General features: G+C 44.1%; 19 protein-coding genes. 12 read left to right on the plus strand and 7 right to left on the minus strand.

Translation table 11 applies throughout. The annotated features are described in order from the left end of the window. Window positions 1-997 precede the first annotated feature (997 nt). From ACSW3C_RS14120 to efeO, 3 genes are read right to left on the minus strand one after another with little or no spacing between them, the layout of a single operon-like run. Window positions 998-2,740, minus strand: coding sequence for an FTR1 family iron permease (locus ACSW3C_RS14120; RefSeq protein WP_486563402.1), 1,743 nt, complete (start codon window positions 2,738-2,740; stop codon window positions 998-1,000). Next, a complete protein-coding gene (gene efeB / locus ACSW3C_RS14125; RefSeq protein ID WP_486563404.1) occupies window positions 2,721-3,992 on the minus strand; it encodes an iron uptake transporter deferrochelatase/peroxidase subunit in 1,272 nt (423 codons plus the stop codon). The genes ACSW3C_RS14120 and efeB overlap by 20 nt, the downstream gene beginning before the upstream one ends. Window positions 3,993-3,995: 3 nt before the next feature. Beyond that, on the minus strand, window positions 3,996-4,847 hold the full coding sequence (efeO, locus tag ACSW3C_RS14130; RefSeq protein WP_486563406.1) for an iron uptake system protein EfeO: 852 nt from the start codon (window positions 4,845-4,847) through the stop codon (window positions 3,996-3,998). 511 nt (window positions 4,848-5,358) lie between these two features. On the opposite strand from efeO, the gene ACSW3C_RS14135 reads away from it, so the two are divergent. From ACSW3C_RS14135 to ACSW3C_RS14175, 9 genes are all read left to right on the plus strand, one after another. Beyond that, entirely contained in the window at window positions 5,359-6,273 is a 915-nt protein-coding gene (locus ACSW3C_RS14135; protein WP_486563408.1) for an MBL fold metallo-hydrolase, read from the plus strand. Window positions 6,274-6,363: 90 nt separating this feature from the next. After that, the gene (locus ACSW3C_RS14140) at window positions 6,364-7,188 is read left to right on the plus strand and encodes a YihY/virulence factor BrkB family protein (RefSeq protein ID WP_486563410.1); all 825 of its coding nucleotides are present in this window, start codon (window positions 6,364-6,366) and stop codon (window positions 7,186-7,188) included. Beyond that, window positions 7,185-7,856, plus strand: coding sequence for a response regulator transcription factor (locus ACSW3C_RS14145; RefSeq protein WP_486563412.1), 672 nt, complete (start codon window positions 7,185-7,187; stop codon window positions 7,854-7,856). Before ACSW3C_RS14140 ends, ACSW3C_RS14145 begins: the two co-directional genes overlap by 4 nt. Beyond that, window positions 7,853-9,232 carry a sensor histidine kinase gene (locus tag ACSW3C_RS14150; protein WP_486563414.1) on the plus strand — a complete coding sequence of 460 codons (1,380 nt, stop codon included), beginning with the start codon at window positions 7,853-7,855 and terminating at the stop codon, window positions 9,230-9,232. Before ACSW3C_RS14145 ends, ACSW3C_RS14150 begins: the two co-directional genes overlap by 4 nt. Before the next feature lie 75 nt (window positions 9,233-9,307). After that, window positions 9,308-9,706, plus strand: a complete 399-nt coding sequence (locus ACSW3C_RS14155; protein WP_486563416.1) for a hypothetical protein — start codon at window positions 9,308-9,310, stop codon at window positions 9,704-9,706. Next, the gene (locus tag ACSW3C_RS14160) at window positions 9,703-11,820 is read left to right on the plus strand and encodes an MMPL family transporter (protein WP_486563418.1); all 2,118 of its coding nucleotides are present in this window, start codon (window positions 9,703-9,705) and stop codon (window positions 11,818-11,820) included. The genes ACSW3C_RS14155 and ACSW3C_RS14160 overlap by 4 nt, the downstream gene beginning before the upstream one ends. A 782-nt stretch (window positions 11,821-12,602) precedes the next feature. Continuing rightward, a complete protein-coding gene (locus ACSW3C_RS14165) occupies window positions 12,603-13,145 on the plus strand; it encodes a sigma-70 family RNA polymerase sigma factor (RefSeq protein ID WP_486563420.1) in 543 nt (180 codons plus the stop codon). A gap of 16 nt (window positions 13,146-13,161) precedes the next feature. Next, on the plus strand, window positions 13,162-13,320 hold the full coding sequence (locus ACSW3C_RS14170) for a YvrJ family protein (protein WP_486563656.1): 159 nt from the start codon (window positions 13,162-13,164) through the stop codon (window positions 13,318-13,320). 353 nt (window positions 13,321-13,673) lie between these two features. Continuing rightward, window positions 13,674-14,213: a peptidoglycan recognition protein family protein gene (locus ACSW3C_RS14175; protein WP_486563422.1), complete on the plus strand. Its 540-nt coding sequence runs from the start codon at window positions 13,674-13,676 to the stop codon at window positions 14,211-14,213. A 776-nt stretch (window positions 14,214-14,989) separates the two neighbouring features. Here the strand turns inward: ACSW3C_RS14175 and ACSW3C_RS14180 are convergent. From ACSW3C_RS14180 to ACSW3C_RS14190, 3 genes are all read right to left on the minus strand, one after another. Continuing rightward, window positions 14,990-15,142 carry a YvrJ family protein gene (locus tag ACSW3C_RS14180; protein ID WP_486563423.1) on the minus strand — a complete coding sequence of 51 codons (153 nt, stop codon included), beginning with the start codon at window positions 15,140-15,142 and terminating at the stop codon, window positions 14,990-14,992. Window positions 15,143-15,834: 692 nt separating this feature from the next. Next, window positions 15,835-16,029, minus strand: coding sequence for a hypothetical protein (locus ACSW3C_RS14185; RefSeq protein ID WP_486563425.1), 195 nt, complete (start codon window positions 16,027-16,029; stop codon window positions 15,835-15,837). 877 nt (window positions 16,030-16,906) lie between these two features. Further along, on the minus strand, window positions 16,907-17,167 hold the full coding sequence (locus tag ACSW3C_RS14190) for a hypothetical protein (protein ID WP_486563427.1): 261 nt from the start codon (window positions 17,165-17,167) through the stop codon (window positions 16,907-16,909). A 246-nt stretch (window positions 17,168-17,413) separates the two neighbouring features. Between ACSW3C_RS14190 and ACSW3C_RS14195 the strand changes: the two genes are divergently transcribed. Both ACSW3C_RS14195 and brnQ read left to right on the plus strand, forming a co-directional pair. Further along, window positions 17,414-18,769 carry a sigma-54 interaction domain-containing protein gene (locus ACSW3C_RS14195; RefSeq protein WP_486563429.1) on the plus strand — a complete coding sequence of 452 codons (1,356 nt, stop codon included), beginning with the start codon at window positions 17,414-17,416 and terminating at the stop codon, window positions 18,767-18,769. 175 nt (window positions 18,770-18,944) lie between these two features. After that, on the plus strand, window positions 18,945-20,279 hold the full coding sequence (gene brnQ / locus ACSW3C_RS14200) for a branched-chain amino acid transport system II carrier protein (RefSeq protein ID WP_486563431.1): 1,335 nt from the start codon (window positions 18,945-18,947) through the stop codon (window positions 20,277-20,279). Window positions 20,280-20,333: 54 nt separating this feature from the next. On the opposite strand, the gene ACSW3C_RS14205 is transcribed toward brnQ, so the two are convergent. Then, complete coding sequence (locus ACSW3C_RS14205) at window positions 20,334-22,469, minus strand: type IA DNA topoisomerase (protein ID WP_486563433.1); 2,136 nt, start codon at window positions 22,467-22,469, stop codon at window positions 20,334-20,336. A gap of 208 nt (window positions 22,470-22,677) precedes the next feature. Here ACSW3C_RS14205 and pdxR point away from each other — a divergent pair, with 208 nt between their 5' ends. Then, window positions 22,678-24,111 carry a MocR-like pyridoxine biosynthesis transcription factor PdxR gene (pdxR, locus tag ACSW3C_RS14210; RefSeq protein WP_486563435.1) on the plus strand — a complete coding sequence of 478 codons (1,434 nt, stop codon included), beginning with the start codon at window positions 22,678-22,680 and terminating at the stop codon, window positions 24,109-24,111. Window positions 24,112-24,640: the final 529 nt, after the last annotated feature.

Here is a 24,640-nt window from a genome sequence, read left to right on the forward strand (position 1 = left end):
TGTGCTCTTATAAGTTGGATACCGGAGTAAAGCGCTTTGCCGCTTTGCGATAATTTACACCGGAGGTGCAAATTTCGCAGGGCTTCCCCTTGTGAGAGTAGCACGTCGCTGGGCAAAGGCCATCCCTTGTGGGGGATGTTTTTTTTGTGTATTAAAAAAACAGATACCGCAAGGTATCCTAATAGATCTTGTTAAAAATTTTAAAATTCTTGCATGAATAGATGGCTAGTAAAGCGGATTTGCCGCTTCCCTGTGAGAGTAAGATATCAGATACCGCCAACTTGTAAGAACCGATGGTAGTAAAGCGGCAAAGCTGCGTCCCTATGAGAGTAGGACGTCGCCGGGTAATGTCCATACCCTGTGTAGGATGGATTATAATATGGCGAATGAGACTTGGTGAGTTGCGATAGAGATCGTTGATTAGCAAAGCCACTTGGCACCTGATTAACATCAGCTTAGACAGTTGTAATATTATCCGTGTCAAAAATGTTCTTCATTATATGTATTGTTTATCACGGCCTAAACGGAATGGCTCACTGCTTGAGAACAATTCAGGTAGATTTGCCATGGCAATTCTTCTTATAAAGATAGCCAGGCAGGTGCTGCAGTCTTAAGCTGATAGCAGACACGCTGGAGAACCTCAGGCCACGCAAAACATGGTCTCTCCTGTCATAATCCCCATGGCCAAAAAGGTCCCCATGACATCGTCTATCCCCGATTAAATCCATTCTATCACCGTCTAAACGGAATGGAGATCACATATTAAATTATCTCCTCAATAGATCTTCAGCTATGTGCAATCAGTAAACGAACTACAAAAGTAATTCATACTAACCATGCCTACCTAAGCTATCTCCCGAAACCTGACTATCCCAGCTGATCGGACGTTACTATAATAAATGCTCCAAACCAAATCTCACGACCTCTATATTCACACAAAAAAACTGCAGCCTCATCAGAAATCTGATAAGGCTGCAGCTTGCATCGATAGACAAATTCAATTTGTAGAAAGCTCTTGTTTCCTCTTGTAAACCATTGTTCCCGCGATGACGAGCAGCAGGAGTGATTGGCCAATCAATGTTTCTTGAGTTGGGTAGAAGCCGATGAGGTTGATGATCGGCAGCCCCGTGATGATATGAGTTGGTAAGACATCCGTCACTTGTAGCATGTGCAGGCTGACGCCTATGATTTTAAAGGCTAGCAAGTAAATGAGCACGGTTGCTACGGCGAAGAAACGGTGGACCGGGATCCGTCCGGTAATCCGCAGCAATACGACGGTCAGGATGGCTAGGATGGCAAGTGCCACTAGAATGCCTGCAATGAACTCACTGGTCGGCATCTTAGGCGCGATGCCTGCGTAGAAGACGATGGTTTCGGCACCTTCCCGGGCGATGGAGAGGAAGCTGATGGCTCCCATAGCCCATACGCTTTGCTTGGAGATGGCGTGGTTTAGGCGCTTGGAAATGTATTGATTCCATGATAAGACGGTCGATTTGCTATGCAGCCAGACGCCTACGCCAATCATTAGAATGGCAGCGGCCAGGCCGGTGTAGCTTTCCATTTTCTCGCGGCTCGTACCAATCGTCACGGACTGGAATAAAGTCGACATGAGAATTGCAACTAATATACTTACGAGAATGCCTGCAATGGCGCCTCCGTAAATCCATCGCTTTCCTTGTTCTTGGTTGGCGCGTTTGAGAAAGGCGAGCAGCCCGATGATCACTAGAAGGGCTTCGACGCCTTCGCGCAGCATGATGAGCGCGGAGTCCCAGAAATGATAGGAGGTGTCTTCCGTCAACAATGATAATTCGGTATGCAAGGTATCAATTTTCTTGGTCGCCTCCTCTGCCTTCACGGGTTCATTACTCAGATCGCTGATAATGAACGGCAGATCGTTTTCAATCTTTTGATACAACGTGGCGTTCTTTGTTCGAATTTCACCTTCGACATTGGGCCAGGTGACAATAAATTCACGGAGGATTTCCGCCGCTTCGTCATATTGCTTCTGCTGGATGGCTTCTTTACTTTGCTCCAATTGGCCGATCAGTGTGGCGACAGTATAGGTACCTGTCGTTTTAGAAGCTTGTTTACCTGCGGCAAAATCGTCAATGGCGGCTTTTAATGCGTCGTATTGGCCGCTGATTTGCTCGAAATCCGTTTCGTCTGCTGCGAGTGCAATCCGCATAAATGACATTTGAGTTTCGATTTTACCGTAAGCCGCAATATCCTGCTCGCGGACCGGTCTTTCATTTTTAGTCCAAGATGCGAGAAACTTCTTGGTGGCTTCTTCAATTGTCTGCTTGTCATTCGTGGAGATGGCTGTCTCCAGTTCAGTAAGGGCCGGTTGAATGGCCTTCTTGAATGCTGCGCGCTCCGCGGCTTCATCGACCGGGTTTTCCTTTTTCTCGAATGCATGCAGTGCTTTTGATAAATCAGTTAGTGCGGCAAGCTTTTGCTCCTCGTTCGATGCTGCCAATGCAGCTTGGAGCTTATCCGAGACGCTTTGTGACGCTTCTTTGTCAGTCGGCGTCATCGTCTTCCATGTTTCTTCAAATTGCTGAAGTGCTGCAGTCGCTTCTTGGTCCTCACCTGCTTTTGTGCTCATGATGGCGTCTCCAATGGCGATATATAAATCGCTGAACGACGTTTGCTCCGCAAATACAGGCTTTTGAGCGATCAGCAGCAGACAGAACAAGAAGAGGACGGGAATTCGTAAGTAGTTAGTTGAAAAGTGCTTCACCAATATAACTCCCTTTTTGAATACCAGGGAAGCAAGCGAACAGCGCACTGCCTCGGTGTGTGATGTATTCATTTAATTTATCGGCCCGTCCAAATTTCCGCTGGATCTTAATGAATTGCTCCGGGTCTTTTTGAAATGAAATGAAAAGCAGACCCGCGTCATACGTTCCTGTAGAATCGATGATACCGGATGAATAGGAGAAGGAGCGGCGTAAAATGCGCGTGCCTGCTTCTTTCGCCAGGCGAACATGTGAATCTGCCGGCATGACCGGCCGTCCGGAGGCATCCTTTTCTTCCAAGTCGACCTCATCGAACTCTTGCTGTTTGCCGAGCGGTGCACCGGAATCACGATGGCGTCCAAATGTCGCTTCCTGTTCACCTAGTGCAGTACGGTCCCACGTTTCCAAATGCATTTGAACCTTCCTTGCAACTAAGTAGGTTCCCCCTGTCAGCCAAGGCTTGGATTCATTCGGATTGATCCATACGACTTCGTTCATGTCGGTTTTGCTTCCAGTATTTATATTGGCAGTGCCGTCTTTAAAGGCGAATAGATTCCGCGGTGTTTGTTTTTTATTTTTTTTCATCGGGAATGAGTTAAAGCCAGCTTGCGACCATTTCAATGAAACCTTGCCGGATACCGCGCGAATCAGGTTTCGGACTGCATGGAATGCGACTTGCGGATCGTCAGCACACGCCTGGATGCATAGTTCGCCGCCTGTGAAGGCTGGATCCAGTTGATCCTTAGGGAAGTGAGGAAGATCCTTCAATTCTTTCGGTCGCTTGGATGCCAAACCGAATTCAGGACGGTCGAAAAGGGAAGGGCCGACCCCGAAAGTAAGTGTCAGGTTAGCTGCATCCAATCCTTTGGCTTCCCCTGTATCCTTCGCAGGAACGTATCCATTTGTCGAGGTATCTCCCACCGGTTCTCCATTCATTAGACGGACGGAAAGCGGTGTCCATGTTTTAAAGATGTCCTGAAGCTCCTTCTTGGTTTTAACAACGACGTCCAAAGAGGCAAAATAAATGTGCGTCGGGACGTCTGTCGCAATACCGGATTGATGGGCGCCGTAAAATTTGATTTTATTCTTGGCGGTTTCATCATCATCGGGCATTGCCATGCCAAATACATTGAGAACGCTGCCGATGCCGGATGCGCCAATCATGACGCCTGCAGCTCCAACGCCGGTATACTTCAGCATTTGGCGGCGGGATATCTTTTTCTCGTAGAACTTTTCTTCTTTTGGTTCGCTCATGTATTATCCCTCCATGATGATGCCCATGTTGCTAAGCGGTTCACCGAGATGATTAACAGCTTCTGATAATGCTTTTGTATCTTCCGCAGTCAGTTGTTCATAGGAAATAAAACCGCCCTTGCCATCTTCATATTTTGATAGTAATTCATTGATAGCGGAAAATTTCTCTGTCAATTCCTCGACAAGTGCAGGGTCCTTCTTGCCAATCTTGTCTTGAAGGATTGTAAAAATCTTTTCTGCTCCTTCGATATTTGCTTTGAAATCATAGAGGTCAGTATGGGAATAAATCTCTTCCTCACCTGTAATCTTTGAAGTTGATACTTCATTCAATAAGTCTACGGAACCAGTAATCATCAAATCTGGCGTGACTTCAACAGTTTCCACACGGGCCCGGAGTTCTTTCGCATCTTTGAGTAATTGATCGGCAATGTCTTCGTAGCCAGCTGTTGTGTTATCCACCCATAGGCCGTATTCTATTTTATGGTAACCCGTCCAATCTTCCTCTCCCTTGCCTTCCTCTTGTAAGTCGGCCAGGCGTGCGTCAATCCGAGGATCAAGATCTCCGAAGCTTTCTGCAATCGGTTCAGACCGTTCAAAGTACATGCGGGCAGTCGGATAAATTGCTTTCGCTGTCTCCAAATCACCTTCTTTGACAGCAGTTACGAATTTCTGCGTCTCCAAAACAAATTGATCCATCTGCTCTAATGCGAATTGTTTGTATGCGTCTGTTTCAGCTGTTAAATCTACCACAGCTGTCTCTGTTGTATTTGAACTTGGCTTAGCTTCTTTTTCCGTACAGCCCGCCAAAATGATACCTACTGTTACGATAATGGAGGCAAGTCCTTTTGATTTCATAGGGTACCTTCTTTCTATTTTTTTGTACATTATTAATGATAATCATTCTCAACCAGTTGTCAATGCAATTTTAACGTCCTTTTTATGACAATTAGCTGAGATGAAATTGATAATTCATGTAGTAGGCAATTTAATGGAAGGTATTTTGCAGTAGAGCACTAGATAACCGGCTTGAGCGCCAGGGAATCAATGTGACCGCCAGAAGTCCGAAGCGAACTCCAGAAACCCGGTGCCAATGCCAGAAACCACGGATGAACTCCAGAAACCCGGTGCGAACGCCAGAAAACCAGGATGAACGCCAGAACCCCGCCGCGAACGCCAGAACCCCGCCGCGAACGCCAGAAAACCAGAATGAACGCCAGAACCCCAGCACGAACCCCATCCAAATCCCAAGCCAGAGGCATTTCATAGAGTCGCTCTCAATGAGTTGCCATGGTCACTGAAGAAAGAGTTTTTCATTGAAGAGATGATCCTTAATTTCATAAAATAGGGAAAAGGGGGATTTATCAAGATGCGTTATTCTAATTTGGATGATGTGGATGTAACTGGTTCGTTCAAAGATTTGCTGCAATGGCAGTGGGAGCGCCGGAAGAAACGAAAAGATTTGTCTTATCAGCATCCCCAGGCGGAAATCAAAGAGGTCAGCTGGCTGAAGGGGAATCGGGATGTGCCATCCATTACGTTCATTGGACACTCCACTGTGTTAATTCAGCTTGGGGGCGTGAATTTAATTACGGATCCGATGTGGGCGAACTGGCTGGGCATGTACCGGCGGCTGACTGAGCCAGGTTTGCGTCTTGATGAATTGCCAGAGATTGATATTGTGCTGCTTTCCCATAGTCATTATGACCATCTCCATTATCAGTCGATCAAGCGGCTGCCGGGGAAGCCGAAGTTTTTTGTGCCAGCGGGGCTGAGGCGTGCATTTGAGCGGCATGGTCTTTCCGATGTGCAGGAGTTTCACTGGGGAGAGCGTGCTGACTTTAAATCGCTCTCGCTCACATTTGTTCCTGCGCAGCATTGGACCAAGCGTACGCTGTTTGATACGAATCGGTCACATTGGGGCGGTTGGGTGATTGAGCCTGATAATGGGCCGACTGTCTATTTTGCAGGAGACAGCGGGCATTTCCGAGGTTTCAAGGAGATCGGAGAACGGTTCTCCATTGATTATTGCCTTATGCCGATCGGGGCGTATGAGCCCGAGTGGTTCATGAAGAAACAGCATGTGAATCCGGAGGAAGCAATTCAAGCGTTCCTTGATACGAAAGCGTGCCACATGATCCCAATCCATTTTGGCGCCTTCATGCTGGCCGATGATACGCCGAAGGAAGCGCTGGACCGGATGCATGCGGAATGGAACAGGCTGAAGATGGATCCCTCCCGTCTTCATGTGCTGCAGCTCGGGGAGTCACGAAAACTGACATAAGGTTTTGGATGCGTTCGAAGCGGATAGTGAATGTTCAATGGAATGAATGCGTACACTTGTTTCAAGGCTTTTTCATAAGAAAAGGAGACGATGACCATCATCCGAAACGTAGCGGTCCGCTTTTTCAAAGAGCGATTTTTCGACCAGGCTGCCCAGACGGCCTATTATCTATTGCTTTCGATGTTTCCGTTCCTCATTTTCCTCTTTTCGCTTCTCAGCTATTTGCCGGTGAATGAACAATGGCTGCTGGCATTCATTCGTCCATTTGCGCCAGAAGAGGCGTATGTCATCATTGAACAGAATGTCAAAGGCCTACTTTATAAAGTGCAAGGCAATGTCCTCTATACCAGTCTCGCTGTGGCGTTCTGGCTGTCTTCTGTGGCCGTCCAATCGCTTGCCCGGTCACTTGACCTGGCGAACGGCTACATCCGAAAATACGGCATTCTGCAGGCGATTATCCGGGACCTGGGGGTGACGCTGCTGTTTATGGCTGTCATTTCGTTATCGCTATTTCTGCCTTTGATCGAACGGTCCCTGCATGAGGTCGTGTCATACTACGATACCCTGGAGGATTGGCGAGGCTGGCTCTATGTATGGCCTTTGCTGAAATGGGGAATCGGGACGCTGTTCCTGTTCAACTTTTTTCTTCTCTTTTACAAGGTAGTGCCGACGGGGAGAATGACATTGATGGAAGTGCTGCCCGGTGCAGTGTTTTCGGCACTCGGCTGGCAATTGTTCTCGCTCGTATTTGACGGGTATGTGCAAAAGGTGGAGTATAATCGATTATATGGCCAAATATCGGGTGTCATTCTGCTCGTCCTCTGGTTTTATCTGACGGCGGTCATCATCCTGGTTTCCGGGCTGTTGAATGCGGAATGGCGCAAAGCATTGAAAAGGAAGGAGAGGTCTGGATGAATATATTAGTTGTGGATGACGATCCGCATATTTTGGAGCTGGTGGCGATTCACTTGACGCAGGCAAGGTATACCGTGCAAAAAGCATTGAATGGCATGGAGGCGCTCGCCTTGCTTGAAAAGAATGTGCCAGATCTCGCAGTTGTCGATGTCATGATGCCCGGAATGGACGGCTTCACGCTGACGAAAAAGCTGCGGGAGGCCGATGTGCCGGTTTTATTGCTGACGGCAAAAGGGGAGCTAGAGGACAAGGAAAAGGGCTTTCTGGCCGGGTCTGATGATTACGTCGTCAAGCCGTTTGAGCCGAAGGAGCTGCTGTTCCGCATCAATGCCATTCTGCGGCGTTACGATAAAGCGGTCGGGGTGCAGATCGAAGCCGGTCCCTTGCAGATCAATCGACAGAGCTATGAAGTTACGGTTGGCAATAAAGTGCTACTCCTGCCACTTAAAGAATTCGAGCTGCTGTCTCTACTCGCATCCAAACCGAATCATGTATTTGAGCGCGATTTCCTGATTGAGCGTGTCTGGGGTTACGATTACGCAGGGGACGAGCAGACGCTCAATGTCCATGTGAAACGGCTCCGCGACAAACTTGGCAGCCTCGGAGATCCTGTCCGAATTACGACTGTGCGCGGCGTTGGCTATAAGCTGGAGACAGATGACGTATGAAGTCGTTATACGGAAGGTTTCTGTCTTTCACAGTCGGCATCATGATGACGAGCGCACTGGTCGCCTTTCTCGTTGTCAATACATATTACCACCAGCAGCTCAAAGGAAAAAATGACGCAAAGAATATGAACATTGCCGAGCAAATTGCGTCATTCATCGAGAACGACGAGGAACTTGACCTCGACCTGTATTTGCAGACGCAAGCTGCGATCGGGTACAAGCTGTATATTGTGAATGAAAATCGGGAGGCGGTTCTGTACGGCGCGCCTTTCAGGAAAATGGACCTTCCGGCCGCTACATTGGACGACGTGCTTGCAGGTGATTCCTACCACGGGATGCGCGACTTGAAGACGGAGACATTCATGACGGGATTCTTCTCCGATCAGCTGGCGAACACGGTCGGCGTGCCGTTCACGCATGGCGGGAAGAATTATGCATTGTTCATGCGGCCGGATATTAAGTTCCTGTTCACGGAAGTGCATTATTTGCTGGGCGGCATGGTCATTGTCATGGCGATTTTCAGTTTACTGTCGATGCTAATTGTCGCAAAGAAGCTGATCGAACCGATTACCATGCTGACAGCTGCCACGAAAAAAGTAGCGCAGGAGCGTTTTGATGAGCCAATCGATATTCAGCGGAGGGACGAAATTGGCCAGCTGGCGAGTAGTTTTCAAAAGATGGTCGATCGGCTCCAGCAGAGCGACCGAATGCGGAAACAATTCATCAGTGACGTGTCGCATGATTTTCAGTCGCCGCTCTTAAACATTAAAGGGTATGCGACGTTGCTCCTGGACCCGGCTGTCCGTGAAGAAGAACGCACGAACTACGTCAGCATCATCAATTCCGAGACGGATCGGCTGTCGACGCTCACAAAGCAGCTGCTTCTCCTTACGTCACTAGACCAATTGGAATCCCCATTGCGCTACAAACGGTTCCGCCTGGATGAGCAATTAAAAGATATTGTCCGGAAATATCGATGGGCGTTGGAGGATAAAGTGCTGTCCTTGTCCATGGATATTGAGGAGATCGAAGTCGAGGGGGATCCTGCATTCCTCGAAAAAGTATGGGAAAACCTGCTCTCCAACGCGGTGAAATACACAGAGGAAGGCGGGGAAATTGAAGTGGCGGCAGTGAATAGGGAAGACTGTGCCACAGTCACGGTGCGTGATACAGGCATCGGCATTCCTGCGTCTCATTTTGACAAGCTTTATGAACGATTTTACCGGGTCGATGATTCCCGCACACGGAATATCGAAGGGACCGGACTTGGGCTCTCCATCGTCCAACAGGTCGTCACACTCCATAAAGGAACGATCGAAGTGGCTAGTGTCGAAGGCGAAGGAACGACATTTACCATTACCATTCCGAAACTGTAATGTCTTGTTCATGTTCCGTTCATGTTGAGGTTTTATGATAGCCATATAACATGAACGGAATAGGAGGAAAATAGAATGCAAGAAAAATGGAGTTTACGGTTGATTCGGGTGGCGGCGATTTTTGGTGTAATCGGTGCGTTTTTAGGTTCCCACATGGCAGGTTCGGGTTCCTATGCATTCCGGCCGATCCACGCTCATATTCTCGTAGTCGGTTGGTTGTCTGTCTTTGCATGGGGTGTATTTTATAAGATTTATAAAGTGCGCGCTAAAAAGCTGGTGACCGTCCACGGCTGGTCTGCTATTTTAGGATCGATCGGGTTAACGGCGGGAATGTGGTTTCAATTCATCCAGCCATTCGGTGTGAATGAAACCTTCTCTCTCATTTTCTATATCGTCGGTGGAAGCATTCTCTTGCTAAGCTTTGCGCTCTTTGTCATTGTGATATTGTTTGTCCAAAAGGATGGCGATAAATGACAAAAGCGAATACGAGAAAACGGTTCTGGTGGCTCTCCGTCGCGGTTTGGATTCTTCTGGCAGGCGTGCTGTCTGCCTTAGCTCCAGGAGGCAAAGAGTTTGTCGTTGCCAATAAAGACGGCGGGCTGCCTTCTGATGCGGCATCCATCATCGCCGCTCACGAAGTGGAAAAGTATTTCCCGAATGACGGCGGGCTGCCATTATTCGCTGTGTTCCATACGGACCAAGGGTTTTCAGAAGAGGAGATTACAGAGACTGCGAAAGCAGTTGAATCTGCTCTGGCAAGCGATGAACAATTCAAAGACATTGAAGTGCTGCCGCTTTCCATGCTGCAGAAGGAGCAACGGCAATCGTTTGTTTCAGAGGATGAGAAAACGTTTTTCATTCCGCTCTCCCTGCCTGAATCATTGGAAGGGAAGCAGCTGAATGAGCTGGTCAGTGCTGTGAAAACGGCTGCAGAAGCCGATTTGAATGATAAAATCGAAGCATCCTTGACGGGGCCGGCAGGGATTGCATCGGATGCGGTTGAGTTATTCAGCCGGGCGGACTTGGTGCTGCTTTTGTCGACAGTCGGTTTGATCCTTGTGTTGCTGCTCGTCATCTACCGTTCTCCGCTGCTGACGCTCATTCCGCTCGTTGGCGCAGGCATCGTCTATGCCTTGGTGGATCGAATCATCGGATTTGCGACGAAAGAGGCATGGTTCGGAGTCGACAGCCAAGCGCTGTCCATTATGACGATTTTGCTGTTTGCGGTCGTAACGGATTACTCCTTGCTCATCTTCTCCCGGTATCGGGAAGAGTTGAAACGGCATGAAAATGCTAGTGCGGCCATGCGCGAAACGATGCGCCATGTGCGGGAGCCGATTTTCTTTAGCGGCAGCACGATCGTGTTAGGAGTGGCGACGCTCTTCTTCGCGCTTTATGAACCATACCGCAATTTTGCACCGGTCTTCGCGATTGCTGCCGCTGCCATGTTAATAGCAGGTTTGACACTGCTGCCTGCGTTGTTTGCTTTGATTGGCAGAAAAGCATTTTGGCCGGTCATTCCAAAGTACGGAGAGGAAACGATCGAGAAGAAAACGGTCTGGGGGAAAGTGGCGCGTGTGGTGACAGAAAAACCGCTCCGTTTCATGATTCCCATTATCCTTCTTCTTATCTTAGGAGCTTGGAATGTCACGAATATGAAGGAATCCTATGATTTGATCGCTTCCTTCCCGGAAGATCTCTCTTCCCGGGTCGGATATGAACGGCTCGGTGATGCATTTTCGGAAGGCAGCTTGGCTCCAGGTTCACTCCTCATCGTATCTGACAAGGAGCTGAATCAAGAGGGTCTCCAGTCCGTCGTCAACGAAATCAAGGAAACTCCCGGTATTGCGAATGTGACGGCGCAAGGCAATCCGCTCAATGCGGATGGGAATGCTGCAAAATTCTCCATAACATTTAAAGGGAATCCATATGACGCGCAAGCGTTGGATACCGTGCTTACGCTGCGGGAGAATGCAGCTTCTTTATTGAAAGACGCCGGGCTGTCTGGCGCTGAGTTGCATATTGCGGGAGAGTCCGCAATCAATGCTGACGTACGGGATGTCAATGACCGGGATACATGGGTTGTCATGATTTTGATGACGATTTTGATCACGATCATGCTTGGATTGCAGACGAAGTCAGTTGTGGCCCCGATTTATATGATGGGCAGTATACTTCTATCATTTGCGGCGACGCTCGGACTTTCGTACTTCCTGTTTGGGGTTTTTCTAGACTTAGATGGCATCAGTTACCGAATGCCGCTCTATGCGTTTGTTTTCCTCGTGGCACTTGGCGTGGACTATTCGATTATGTTGATTGCGCGAATTCGGGAGGAAATGAAAGCATTGCCGTTTGATGAAGCGGTGCGGAGAGGTCTGGAACGGACGGGTGGCGTCATCAGTTCGGCCGGTTTGATTCTCGCGGCGACATTCCTCGTCTTAGCGACGATGCCTATTTATGAATTGAAGCTGTTCGGGTTCATCATGGCACTTGGGATTCTGATTGATACGTTTATCGTCCGTCCTCTGCTCATCCCGGCAATCCTCGTCAAATTAGGCAAGTGGAGCTTCTGGCCGAAAAAAATGTAAAAGTTTTCATGAAAGGCATCTCTGTTGGAAGGACAACAGGGGCGCCTTTTCCATTTGATAAAACAGTTTAAAAGCAATCCGCTTTTTCCGTTAGAAGAAGACTGATCAAATGAAGTCCTCTGCCTAACTTTACCGCACTTGAACCTATATACGAGCAGTCTGTGAACGAGCAAGAGAACTTCTCCATTTTAGTGTTTCTATTATGGATAAATTTCCTTTTTATCATAACCTTGTTTTAATTTACGACCGAAAACTAAATGGATAGATGTTGACTACTAGCAGGCTAGGCATATGTTACCTTCCTTAACTTTCCCGTGAAAAAGTGGTTACTTTATATAAAAGGAACACTCTTCAGAAGGTTGAAACTAAAAAATGTTTCCTTTCGTCTAATGATTAAGTTGTCCCAGGGAGAGGACGGAAATGGTTAATAAGCGGATGGATCTGTTGAAAGTGGCGGAGTAATTAACACGATCTCCACATATTTTTCTGATGCCAAGTATGTAGAGGACTACTCTAAACCAACTGAACAAGGAGTTGATTGCGGCTACTATTTGTCACTAAAGAACGTGAAGGGGAATGGCTCTTGATTGGAGTTGTAAGAGATGTTCATAGCCGTTAATAAAAATTTATTACTTTAAAGACAAATAGGTAATACTTCCTGTTTGTCTTTTTTAATCACTAGGTCTATTGGGTTTTATTTTAAAAGGGTTGTATTTAGTCCTTTTTTTCCACCTTTAATAGTTATAATAAAGAACACAGACTCTATTAATTGGGGGGTATTTATGTTAATTAATGGTCGTAGTATAAGAAACCCTTTAATAATTGGATTTTTAAGTATTGATAGTAATCGACAATTGTACAATGAGTATCTCTTGAGCAATTCAATAGAGTTAAAAGAAAAAATCAATAAAAGATTTTATATTTATTGTTATAAGGCCAGGTTAGTGTCATATTTCTCCAAAACGATTTATTTTGAAGCAATCAATTATGATAAAAAGATTCGAAAATTCTCGGAGAATACTCTTTTAATCCTGGACAAGCCAATCAGTGACGGAAATTCGAGTTTAATTGAACAAATAAAAGATGATAGTATCAATAAATATTCTCTGGAGAGTAACAATATTGAAGATTATATAAACGACTCTAGACTGCTTAACGCAGTCAAAAATTTAACGGAAAGGCAGAAACAAATACTGTATTTAGCCTATATTAAAGATTTGAAGGACACGGAGATATCAAAATTATTATTAGTTTCCCAACAATCGATTAGTAAAACAAAAAATAATGCCTTGCGTAGAATTCGAGGTGAATTGGATGCTAGATGAAATTACGATTATTCAAATGATAGGTAATGGAGCTTTTCCTATTCTAATTACAATATATTTGTTACAACGATTTGAAAAAAAGATAAATAAACTTGAATTGGAAATACATGAGTTGATTCATGCAATAGATGTAACGAAGAGCTTGGAATATAAAAAGGTAAGGAGTAAAGTATAGTTAATCGAGGTCTGCTCTACAACGAATCAATTGTTAAGCAAAAAAACTAACCACTCAGGAACCCCTCAAGACAAAAAACTTGATCATCTCACTGAGTAAGCGCCTAACTTCAATAATGTGAAAAATTTTGCTTTAACATAACAGGAAAACCTGGATTGGGCACGTTCTGCGTGTTCTTTCTGGGTATTTTTTTGTGAAAAAAAGGAAAAGAAAACGTCCCTACTTGAAAATCTCAAAGAAGGGACATAAATAAAGTAACATAAATTACGAAAAAAATTTAACGTAGGTTGTAAATTTCCTCTTAACTCCCCTTTAAGTAATAACAAAAAATAATATGAAAGAGGGGAAAACCCATGGCTAAAACTTATCAACCAAAACCTTCTATGACTACTAGAAGCCAATGGGGGGCAACAGCACCTAGTTGTACTCTTCCTAAGTTAGCAAAGAGTTCTGTTACTCAAATCATAGTTCATCACTGTGCTTCTAATAACACCACTGTTTCTAAACGGACAGAAAATCAGCATCAGAAATGGTTGCAAGATTATTTTAAAAGCATTAATTACTGTGACTTGGCTTATCATTTTACTATTGGGAAAAACGGTACGATCCTTGAAGGCAATCCTAGTATTAAAGTGGGTTATCATGCAGGTAATGCTAATAGTTATTCTATTGGTGTTTCCGTTCATGGTAACTACGAAGAGCGGTCTTTTACTGCAACCCAAGAATCTAGATTAGTAAATCTATTAGCATGGCTTTGCTACGATTACAACATAGAGCCATCTAAAATAGTTGGTCACAAGGATATATCTGCAACATTATGTCCAGGTAAAAATATTTATAGCAGAATGCATGCTATTCGTAATGCCGTATTTGCTAAACTTTACCCGGACTGAGTTCAGTAACAAATCTAAAGAAAGATCAAACAGACTACGAAAAATTAATCCGTAGTCTGTTTAATTTAGAGCTATGAGATCTAAAAGGGGGCCAAACGATAATTGGATATGGTGGAAGCTTCATTCTTATAGAAAGGAGAAGAGGCCATTGGGGCATTATCTAGTGCTCTCTTTCCTCTACAGCAGCGCTTTCTATTTCAAGTATTCCTTTCCCAAAACCGTGATTGCATTCTTAATAGGCTAGAGGATATGATCTTTTCTCTAGAGGAGTTACACAGACCTCGTTTCGATAATCGTGGTGAAAGATAGTTCCTCCGAATGAAAAAAGGGTTCGGTCAAAGGTTGAGCGTTTTGTAGTTTATTATGGTTTTCGTTATGAATTCTGCCACCCGGGCGGCGGTAATAGGAGAATCGATAGTCAAATACATACGAATCACTATCTGTTGCCTGCCACTCTTTGGCCATTTTGAACAAGCAGGCACTGACTGCTCGGTAAACTTTACAAGCAAATGGGAAGCTTGAAGTTAATATTTGACGAACTCGTTACCTTCATAAAGAGAGTTTCCTCTTTTACGAAGTATAGTGGTAAGTCTGGGCAATTGAACTACGTCCTTGGAGATCTGATTCTGACAGAGGAATTAATTGATTGTTTATCCTAAAATTGAATGAAGTATTATGAAACTGAAGATGGATATGTCTTTTGGAATTATGGAGGAGAACAAGGAGCAAGGACCAAACATGTGTAGGTTCAGTGTCCTTTTCCATTCGTCAAGTAGTCATTTTCTTTTTATGGATATGATTTTAGCTAATTCTTGTATTACTTGTTCTAATCTTTCTATTTTTTTTTCGAACCGGTGTAATAAGTAAACCGTCATCACAATCGGAAAACCGAAATTCCCTATCAATTGAAATAAATCGACGTCACTCATTTTACATCCTCCTCTAATGTACGTATTAGTTTCACTAGTTCTTTTTTTGTTATGAAGGAACTGACATTGGCTTCGTTTTAATGTAAAGGGATAAAAATAAAGAATACTACAACCAGTAATATAAAAATCCACAAAAAAGAGCTATTCGGTTGTGAATAGCTCTCAGAGCGTAGACAAAAGCATATTAATTTGTTGTGGCGTATAAAAATAATATACAACCGCTACTTACATTTAGATTCCTAGTAAAGTTGATTTACGCTTCTGGCGTCGCTTTCCGGGGGGCGGGCGGTGAGCCTCCTCGTCCGCTGCCCTCCCTGTGGGGTCTCACCTGTCCCGCTGATCCCCCAGGAGTCGACGTCTTCCGCTCCAATCAACGGATGTTCTGCTAACAAGGTATGTTGTTATTAATAATTAATATGATAGACCTCGTATAAAAGAAGTTTAGAGAGTCTTCATGTATTTACTCAACAATTAAGAAATTGTATTAAAGGCAGGGAGCGCAACGAAGACTCCTATGGGAATAGCTTGAGCTGAAGACCCCGCAGGAACGGAGTGACGAGGAGGCTGAAGCCAAGCCCATGGAAAGCGAAGTTGCGCTCACTGCCGATTGGTATATGCAATTCTATTCATCTCAAAGTGACTTTGTCTACAGTCTGAGAGCTATTCGGTTGTGAATAGCTCTCTGTTTTGATTTACTTTGGGATAATCTCTTTATCAAGAAGCTCAAAAAAATTGGGGATATTTACTTTGTTGATATTCGGTAATTTGGATAGTACTTTCAATTTTAGTTCTTGTTCGAGATCATTTCTTTCCTGGAAGTTAGTTTTTGACAAGACACTTTGAATCTTAGGCTGCAACATTTCCAATACTTCGATATCTTCAAGCATATCAATATCCTCCTTTTTATTAGTTACAGTATTTTTGGGAACACAGGTTCTTATTAAGTGTAAATTAAAAGCCTTTTATTTTAAAGGCTTTTAATTTACTATATATACAAAACAAAAGATTGTTTATTTAAATAGAACGTCTTGACGTTTTCTTCCTCTGGGGAATTTCCGTATATTCACAAGTGGATAAGTGACAAAATTTGAAAGGGTTATCAAAGGGGAGTATCAATATTTCGTTGTACAACTATATCAACTATATCACTACTATATCATATTAAAGAAAGCTAAAAAAATTTGTGTGCCGACAATTATTTAGCACTTTTTAATGCGAAGAGTTGTTTTTATATTTTTATGTTTTGATCAAAGACAATAAAATGGATATACGAATAGTTTTAACTATGTTGTTAACATTATTTTATAAAATTAATTAAATTAATATATTATTTAAAAATATATTTGATGAAAAAAAGATGATATTTTGAACCATGGCAAAAGAATCAAGAATATTAGAGAGTTAGCGTATGATAATGTCCTAAATAAATTCATTCCCAATGCCGGGGGCTACCGGGGAGCCATCTTATTTGCCATTTTCGTGAGTATGTTTGAAACCAAAACAGCACACCATATTCACTTTCCCTTATTAACGAAGCGGTCGGCAGATTGCCGTTCCGTGAAAATGAAATGCTTGGCTTGTACCGGCGATTGTCGGGTTTATTACGGGATTGATCTTGCACGCGATCTTTTCAAAGAAACCAGTTGAGGTGGCTGTTGTGGCGGAGACGGACAGAGATGCAGAAGTAGAATTGAAACTAAAACGACGGAGCCCTATTACAGGGGGTCCGTCGTTTTTAATTGCTGACTTACTGAAATACTAAATTTAGTTTGCCGTTTTCAAGCGACAGACTGGCATTGAATTGATTGCCATTGTTGGCGGTGAAACCTTCGAAGAACTCGCCAGCAAGTTGCCTTCAATTGCTTGGTAAAGGACTCGTCCTTTAGTCGTCAGGGAAACAATATTCTTCGTCACGGAAATATAGCCATGCTTTTTTATCATTTCGATCAACCTGCTTTGTGTAACTTCCGTCCCGAACCCCTCAATTTCTTTCGGGATATCAGTTTCATCCATTTGATAAAACATTCCAAAGGCAATCCGCTTTTTCCGTTAGAAGAAGACTGCTAAAATAAAATGAATTCAGCGTAAGCAAGTAGCAAATAATAAAAGGGAATCTGCCATGTCTTGTGGAACAAACAAGACAAGGAGGGATTGCTTGTGGTGAAGAAAATTTTGTTTTATGTCGTTATGCTGGCCATTATCATTGCACTGCTTCTGTTCTTTCGAAATGTGTAAGCAGTGATTAAACAGCGTGGAGTAAGGTGGGGTTAGATGATACGAGACTTGGAAAATTTCAAACGGTTATCGGATTTTGATAATGTTCTGGTCGTTGATAATAAAGGGAAGACGCTTTACTATGACTTGGCTGACTTGAATGTGTTGTCCAAGTTAGGCCATCGCCCGGAGGATTTCTTAGGCAAGAAAGTCACTTCGTTTTATACGAATTTAACAGATGAGAACAGTACCATTATGACGGTATTACATACGGGTGAAGCGATGACGATGGTCCACCAGAAACTCGTAACGAAAACAGGACAAACCTATGATTCGCTCAGTTCCACATATCCGATTGAGGAGAATGGTGTTGTGGTCGGCGCCATAGAATTTTCCAAGCATTTTTATTCAAAAGAGCATATGCACTACTTGGATCACTACTCCACCCATAAAATTTACCGAAAAAACAATACAGTTTATACGATAGACGATCTCATTACGCAGAATGAGGGAATGAAAGCGATCAAAGAAAAAATGGAGCGCATTGCCCAGCATGATTCAACTATCCTGATCTATGGAAAGACAGGAACGGGAAAAGAGATCGTGGCACAGGCGATCCATAATCGAAGCAACCGTTTTGGCCAGCCGTTTATCACGTTGAATTGCCGTGCCTTGTCTGAAGATCGGGCGGATCAGGTTCTATGGGGAACAGAGTATGACGGAGAAACACAAATCGGCATTGTTGAACAGGCGAATGGCGGTACGTTATTCCTTGACGGTATTAATGAATTAAGCCCTCAGCTTCAAGCCAAGCTATTGCAGGTAATCGAAGAAAAGACAATCCGCCGCTTAGGAGGAACAACGGATATCCGTTTAGATGTCCACCTCATTTCTTCGACCAATGAAGAGCCGGAAACATTATTACAAGAAAAGCGGATGCGTGAGGACTTTTATTACCGTGTCGGTGTTATTCAAATCGACTTGCCTGAGTTGAAAGAACGGAAAGAGGATATTGAACTGCTCGTCTGGCAGTTTATCCGTTTTTATCAGCAACATATGAATGTAGCGATTGAGGCAGTGGTGCCAGAGGTCATCCAATTGTTCCATCAATATTCGTGGCCGGGCAACGTTAGAGAACTGAAAAATGCCATTGAGACAGCCATTAATCAAATGCAGGAAGGTGTCATTTCCGTAGATGATCTGCCAAGAAAAATTCGGCATCACGAAAACCGGCTGGATGTACCGGGAGAGCGGAAAATAATGGACTTAAAAGAGAAAGTCGATGAGTATGAAAGAGCGATTATTGCAGAGGAATTGAACAAGGCAAATGGCATAATTGCAGAAACGGCGCGGCGGCTGGGCGTTTCCAAGCAGACATTGAAATACAAGTTAACGAAATATGAATTAAGGTAAAAATTTTTTGACGAGAGAGGGAAAAAACTTCCCCTCTTTTTTTTATGGAGACGTTCGGTATAGTGAAAGAATAGAAAACATTCTTATTACAAGGACAACAAATGATGGAACGGTCGTTAATGAAAGATTTGAAAACGGTTCCATCCAAGAGAGAGACAACGAAGAGGTGAACAGAATGGGACAAACGATTCGACATAGCATCATTTTAGGCTTTGCCTTGTTTGCGCTTTACTTTGGCGCAGGGAATCTCATATTTCCGCCGAGCATTGGTAATATGACAGGGACGGATTGGATTCCGGCGTTAATCGGATTTTGTATTACGGGCATCGTCCTGCCATTACTTGCGGTCATTGCAATCTTAAACGCAAACGGGAAATTTGAAGAGCTGACTAGACCAATCAGTCCTTGGTTTTATGCTGTATTTAATCTGGCTCTGATGGTCGGCATCGGAATGTTTGTCACGATTCCTAGAATGGCGGCGACTACGCATGAACTAGGAGTGGGCATTTTATTTCCTCAAGTACCTCAAATTGTTACGATTGTCTTGTTCTTCGCCATCAGTTTTTACTTTGCGATGGACAAGTCGAACGTCATTGATAAAATAGGGAAAATCCTTACACCGCTTTTGGTGATCATCTTATTATTCATCGTCGGAAAAGGGATTTTCTCGCCAATCGGAACGCCGATTGACACGGGTTCCAAGGCTCCTTTTTCAGATGCCTTTATCAGCGCCTACCAAACAGGTGATGTCGTAACAGGTATTTTATGTGCGCCGATCTTTATTGCGGCAATTATCGGTTATGGATATCGAGGAAGACAAGTCCGTAAAGTCGCATTGACGGGGACGGTCATCGCAGGAATCGGGCTGTTGATCGTATATGGCGGCTTGTTGTTTATCGGAGCGAGCGGCAGCTCGGTGTTTCCTTCCGATATTGAGAGCACGGCGCTTGTTTCAGAAATTGTTCAGCACTTGCTTGGAAACTTCGGTTCAATAGCATTAGCCATTGCCGTTGCGCTGGCATGTTTAACATCTACGATCGGCGTGATGGCCGTGATTGCAGACTTCTTGCATAAATTATCGAAAGAAAAAATCAGTTATCGGGTATGGGTATTCATTATCAGTGTAGTTGGAATCGCAGTTGGCTCCATGGGAGTCGGTAAAATTGTGGACTATGCGATGCCGATTTTCACAGTGCTGTACCCTGTCGCGATCGTGTTAGTGTTCTTAGGTGTCTTCAATAAATTCATCCCCAATGCCGGGGGCTACCGAGGAGCTATCCTGTTTACGATTTGCGTGAGTACGTTTGAAACGATCACAGCCCATCATATTCACATCCCTTTCATCAGTGAAGCGGTCGGCAGATTGCCGTTCAGTGAAAATGGATTTGCTTGGCTCGTGCCAGCACTCATCGGGTTTATTGCAGGGTTGATTTTGCACACGCTCTTTTCAAAGAAACCAGTTGAGGCGGATGTTGCTACTGAGCCAGACAGCGAAGCAGAAATAGAATAAAAACAAAAACGACGGAGCCCTATACCAGGTGCTCCGTCGTTTTTAATTGCAGATTTATTGAAACACTAAATTCAATTTACCGTTTTCAAGCGAAAGACTAGCATTGAATTGATTGCCATTGTTGGCGGTGAAACCTTTGATTACGTTTGTTTTTCCTTTAGTACAGAGCAGTTTCACTTGAGCGGGCGTCAGCTTTTTCTTTAAATAAAGGCCCGGAAAAGTTTGTTTGCAGCCATTTTTATAGTTGCTGCAGCCATAGAAGCCTTTACGAGCTAAAATCATGCCGGTTTTGCAGGCTGGACACGGCGCCACTTCAACCGTTTGATAGGAGCCGCGGGATTTGGATGGGCGGGGAGGCACTGCTGTTGCATCTATTGGCTTCGCCTCCAATTGCCTTGGCACTTCCACTAATAATTTGGCAATGAACTTCGCAATATTATCGAGAAAATGCTGGCTCGTTCCTTCGCCATTCCCGATTTTTCGCAAATACGCTTCCCATTTGGCGGTCATCGAAGGGCTCGCCAACAAGTTGCCTTCAATTGCTTGGCAAAGGACTCGTCCTTTAGCCGTCAAAGAGACAATATTCTTCGTCACGGAAATATAGCCGTGCTTTTTTATCGTCTCGATAATGCTGCTTCGAGTCGCTTCGGTCCCGAGCCCCTCAATTTCTTTCAGAATATCGGTTTCTTCCTTATCTTCGACGAGCTTCCCACATGTTTTCATCATCGTAATGAGCTGGCCTTCCGTGTACGGCTTCGGCGGCATCGTCTTGCCTTCTTTGATGCCAATTTTACTCGACACGGGTTCCCCCTGTCGAAGTGGCGGCAAAGCAGGTTCTTCCTTGTCATCTTTCGAGCTTTTGAATAAAGACTTCCAGCCGATGTCACGCTCGGTCTTCCCGGTTGTGAAGAAAGGCAGACCGTTCACATCGGTTGTCACTTTCGTTTCTGTATAGAGATAATCACGGTGGAACATGGCGAGCGTGGTCCGCACAATTTCTTCGTATAAATTCCGCTCGAGCGGCGACAAGCGGCCAAGGACGGCCTGCGTCGGCACCTTTTTCGTCGGGATGATCGCGTAGTGCTCCTGAACTTTAGAGCTGTCCACATAACGCTTACTTGGCGAAAGGGAAGCGACCTGAAACGGCTCGTTAATGAGTTGTTGATAGGCCCCGACCTGATCTTTCAAATAAGCAAATTCATTCGGCGTAATATGCCGGGTATCAGTACGGGGGTAGGTGACGAGCTTTTTCTCGTATAGCCCCTGCATGATTTTCAAGACATTCGCAGGGCTCGTCTTCCACCTGCGATTTGCCGTCGCCTGCAAGGTGGAAAGCGAGTGGAGCTGCGGTGGCGGCGTCCGTTTATCCGCATGAGTGACGGACATGATAGTGCCGGGTGAATCCGGCCGGATGCCATGCTTCGCGAGCAATTCCTGTACAATTTCCCGCTTCGGCTCTTTCACTTTCGCCTTGCCTTTATACGTGCCATGCTCCGCCCGAAACTCTGCTTCCACCTCGAAAAACGGCTCCGACACAAACGTCTCGATCTCCCTTTCGCGTTGATAAATCAGATAAACTGTCGGCGATTGCACCCGGCCAATCGGAAAAACTTCCTGCACTCCTTTAGCCTTTAAGAGCAACGTATACAGCCGGGAGCCGTTCATCCCGACAAGCCAGTCGCTGATCTGCCGGGCTTTCGCCTCCTCATACATCATCAAGTCCTTGCGATTGTCCCGAAGATTCGCAAACCCTTTGCGGACTTCGTCGACCTCCAGCGAATTAATCCAGAGACGCAAAATCCTCTGATTGCGGGCGCCCGTCTGGTTGTAAATGCTATAGAAAATATTCGAACCTTCCCGATCCACGTCACAAGCATTAATAACGGTATCTGTCCCGCGAATTAATTTCTTCACCACTTGAAACTGCTTGAACTTCCCTTTCGCCACTTGAAACTCATAACGGTCTGGCAAGATTGGCAGGCTACCGAGCGACCAACGCTTCCAGGATGGATTATATGCATGCGGCTCTTTCAGTTCGACGAGGTGGCCGACACCCCACGTAATATAGGCGCCTTCTGGAAAGGTTGGGCATGGGTTAATTTCTAAGTAACCTTCGTGTCGACGTGTGGAAAAAGCGTCTGCATATGCTTTGGCTTGGGACGGTTTTTCCGATAAAATAACTGGCTTCACAATAGGCCCTCTTTTCTTTATACGATGAAACGTTAGTTCTATTATTATCGCATAAATAGAGGAAGTATACGAGTTGAGGGCAAGAATCTAAAGTAAGAATAGTTTTCACGAAGGTTTAAACAAAGCGGATGTCTAGGAGGTGATATAATAGCCTTAATTATATCGTTTTGAAAATAATTGAAAACTTATAAATAAAGGGTGGAGTATATTGCAATTTATGCTGGACCGTTCAATAAAAAAACCTATGTATAGGCAACTTGTAGAACAAATAGAGAATGGGATTATATCGGGAGATTTATCTCAAGACCAGCCATTGCCATCTGAACGTGAGTTAGCAAAAAAGTTACAGATAAATAGGAGTACAGTTGTGACTGCTTATGATGAGCTAGAGGCGATCGGATTAATTGTCAGAAAAAAAGGAAGCGGCACTTATATAAATACGGATATATGGGGACTAACTCAAAAAAGGGTCCCCAATTGGGGGAGATATGTAGAGGATGGCTCATTTCTTCCAAATCTTCCGTTAGTACAGAAACTTCGTAATGAAACGGATCAAAAAGGAATGATTAACCTATCAAGCGGGGAACTTGCGGCAGATTTACTACCTAATGTCCAATTCGCTAGGATTTTTAAGGAGCATGCGTTTGATGAGCACTTAGGTTACGATCATCCTTTAGGCGATGAAGGATTACGGGAGACCATTTGTAAGCATGTAAAAACATATAAAAATATGGATGTTGAGCCGGATTCCGTATTGATTACATCGGGTGCTCAGCAAGCAATCCACCTCATCGTTCAATGCTTGTTAAAACCAGGGGATACTGTAGCGATTGAAGACCCATCCTATGCATTTTCTTTACCGATCTTTCAATCATTTGGTGTTAGAACTCTATTACTACCAGTTGATCAATATGGCGTAAATCCTGATGATATTGAAACTTTACAAAGAAAATATCGAATTCGCATGCTCTTTTTAAATCCTGATTATCAAAATCCTACGGGCACAAAAATGTCTCTGGAACGCCGAAAGAGAATATTGGAATTATCCTCAAAGTACGGTATTCCCATAATAGAGGATGATCCTTATAATTTGACATCTTTCGACGGATGCATTGGACCTACGTTAAAGTCAATGGACGGTAATGAAAATGTTTTATATATTAGTTCGTTATCTAAAGTTGTTGCATCAGGACTACGCATTGGCTGGATTATTGGTCCCGAAAAGGTGATCAAGCGTTTGTCGGATGGCAGACAGCAAATCGACTTTGGCCATAGTGTTTTTCCTCAATGGATAGCGAATCAATTTCTAAATTCCCCCCAATTTGAAAAACATGTTTCAAATTTACGGATTCAATTGAGGGAGCGTAGGAATGCGTTAATTTTAGCATTGGACAGCTTATCTAATGAGGTTACATATTTAGTGCCACAAGGCGGAATTCATTTATGGTGTAAAATAACTGACGAAATTGATGAATATAAGCTACTTGAAGAATCCATGAGAAATGGTGTTTCATTTGTACCTGGGAGAATAATGGGCTCAAAAAGTGGGTACGCCCGATTTACTTATGGCAAAGGTAACGGAGCTTCAATACAAGAAGGAATTTCAAGGTTTGTCAAAGCGCTAAGAAGTTATGGGGTTTAATGTTTGAAAAGTATCTACATTATTCCCTAGAATTGAGTTGCTGTGGTACATATTTCAGGGAACGAGTGCCTGGTCAAAGGGTTTCAAGGGGATCCAATAAGCATAATAAGAACTTTTTAGACGGCTCTTGGGACATGAAAAAAATGATTTTTCACTGTTCACGAACCGTCCTCCGTTGTTAATAAAATATAGCTATCGCTATAAAAGTCACTATAATAATAAATGGAATTGTTAAAACATAAACCCATAGTAGACTGGAAAAACTTTTTCCCCCGTTGTAATCTCTATTCATAGAGTTAGCTACGGATATGGTCACAATTAGTCCGATAGCTAAAACAATGAATACAAAAATGGCTGCAACTATAAGAGCTACCTTCATGCCTTACTCCTTTTTATAAATAAATTTTTTATTCTATACGTTATAATTTTAAAATATAAAACGTTTCCGAGAACCATCCACTTAAGCATGATTTAAACCAACCACTTTTCAAGGGAATTGTATTATCTTAATAAGGATAAGATTGTTTAT

This window comes from Sporosarcina sp. AD_1, from assembly GCF_057373025.1.

What these genes read in the sequence shown, in the direction of transcription:
- efeB (WP_486563404.1), bottom strand. Translation starts at nt 3,992, where the DNA reads ATGAGCGAACCAAAAGAAGAAAAGTTCTACGAGAAAAAGATATCCCGC.
- efeO (WP_486563406.1), bottom strand. Translation starts at nt 4,847, where the DNA reads ATGAAATCAAAAGGACTTGCCTCCATTATCGTAACAGTAGGTATCATT.
- ACSW3C_RS14135 (WP_486563408.1), top strand. Translation starts at nt 5,359, where the DNA reads ATGCGTTATTCTAATTTGGATGATGTGGATGTAACTGGTTCGTTCAAA.
- ACSW3C_RS14140 (WP_486563410.1), top strand. Translation starts at nt 6,364, where the DNA reads ATGACCATCATCCGAAACGTAGCGGTCCGCTTTTTCAAAGAGCGATTT.
- ACSW3C_RS14145 (WP_486563412.1), top strand. Translation starts at nt 7,185, where the DNA reads ATGAATATATTAGTTGTGGATGACGATCCGCATATTTTGGAGCTGGTG.
- ACSW3C_RS14150 (WP_486563414.1), top strand. Translation starts at nt 7,853, where the DNA reads ATGAAGTCGTTATACGGAAGGTTTCTGTCTTTCACAGTCGGCATCATG.
- ACSW3C_RS14155 (WP_486563416.1), top strand. Translation starts at nt 9,308, where the DNA reads ATGCAAGAAAAATGGAGTTTACGGTTGATTCGGGTGGCGGCGATTTTT.
- ACSW3C_RS14160 (WP_486563418.1), top strand. Translation starts at nt 9,703, where the DNA reads ATGACAAAAGCGAATACGAGAAAACGGTTCTGGTGGCTCTCCGTCGCG.
- ACSW3C_RS14165 (WP_486563420.1), top strand. Translation starts at nt 12,603, where the DNA reads ATGTTAATTAATGGTCGTAGTATAAGAAACCCTTTAATAATTGGATTT.
- ACSW3C_RS14170 (WP_486563656.1), top strand. Translation starts at nt 13,162, where the DNA reads ATGATAGGTAATGGAGCTTTTCCTATTCTAATTACAATATATTTGTTA.
- ACSW3C_RS14175 (WP_486563422.1), top strand. Translation starts at nt 13,674, where the DNA reads ATGGCTAAAACTTATCAACCAAAACCTTCTATGACTACTAGAAGCCAA.
- ACSW3C_RS14180 (WP_486563423.1), bottom strand. Translation starts at nt 15,142, where the DNA reads ATGAGTGACGTCGATTTATTTCAATTGATAGGGAATTTCGGTTTTCCG.
- ACSW3C_RS14185 (WP_486563425.1), bottom strand. Translation starts at nt 16,029, where the DNA reads ATGCTTGAAGATATCGAAGTATTGGAAATGTTGCAGCCTAAGATTCAA.
- ACSW3C_RS14190 (WP_486563427.1), bottom strand. Translation starts at nt 17,167, where the DNA reads ATGTTTTATCAAATGGATGAAACTGATATCCCGAAAGAAATTGAGGGG.
- ACSW3C_RS14195 (WP_486563429.1), top strand. Translation starts at nt 17,414, where the DNA reads ATGATACGAGACTTGGAAAATTTCAAACGGTTATCGGATTTTGATAAT.
- brnQ (WP_486563431.1), top strand. Translation starts at nt 18,945, where the DNA reads ATGGGACAAACGATTCGACATAGCATCATTTTAGGCTTTGCCTTGTTT.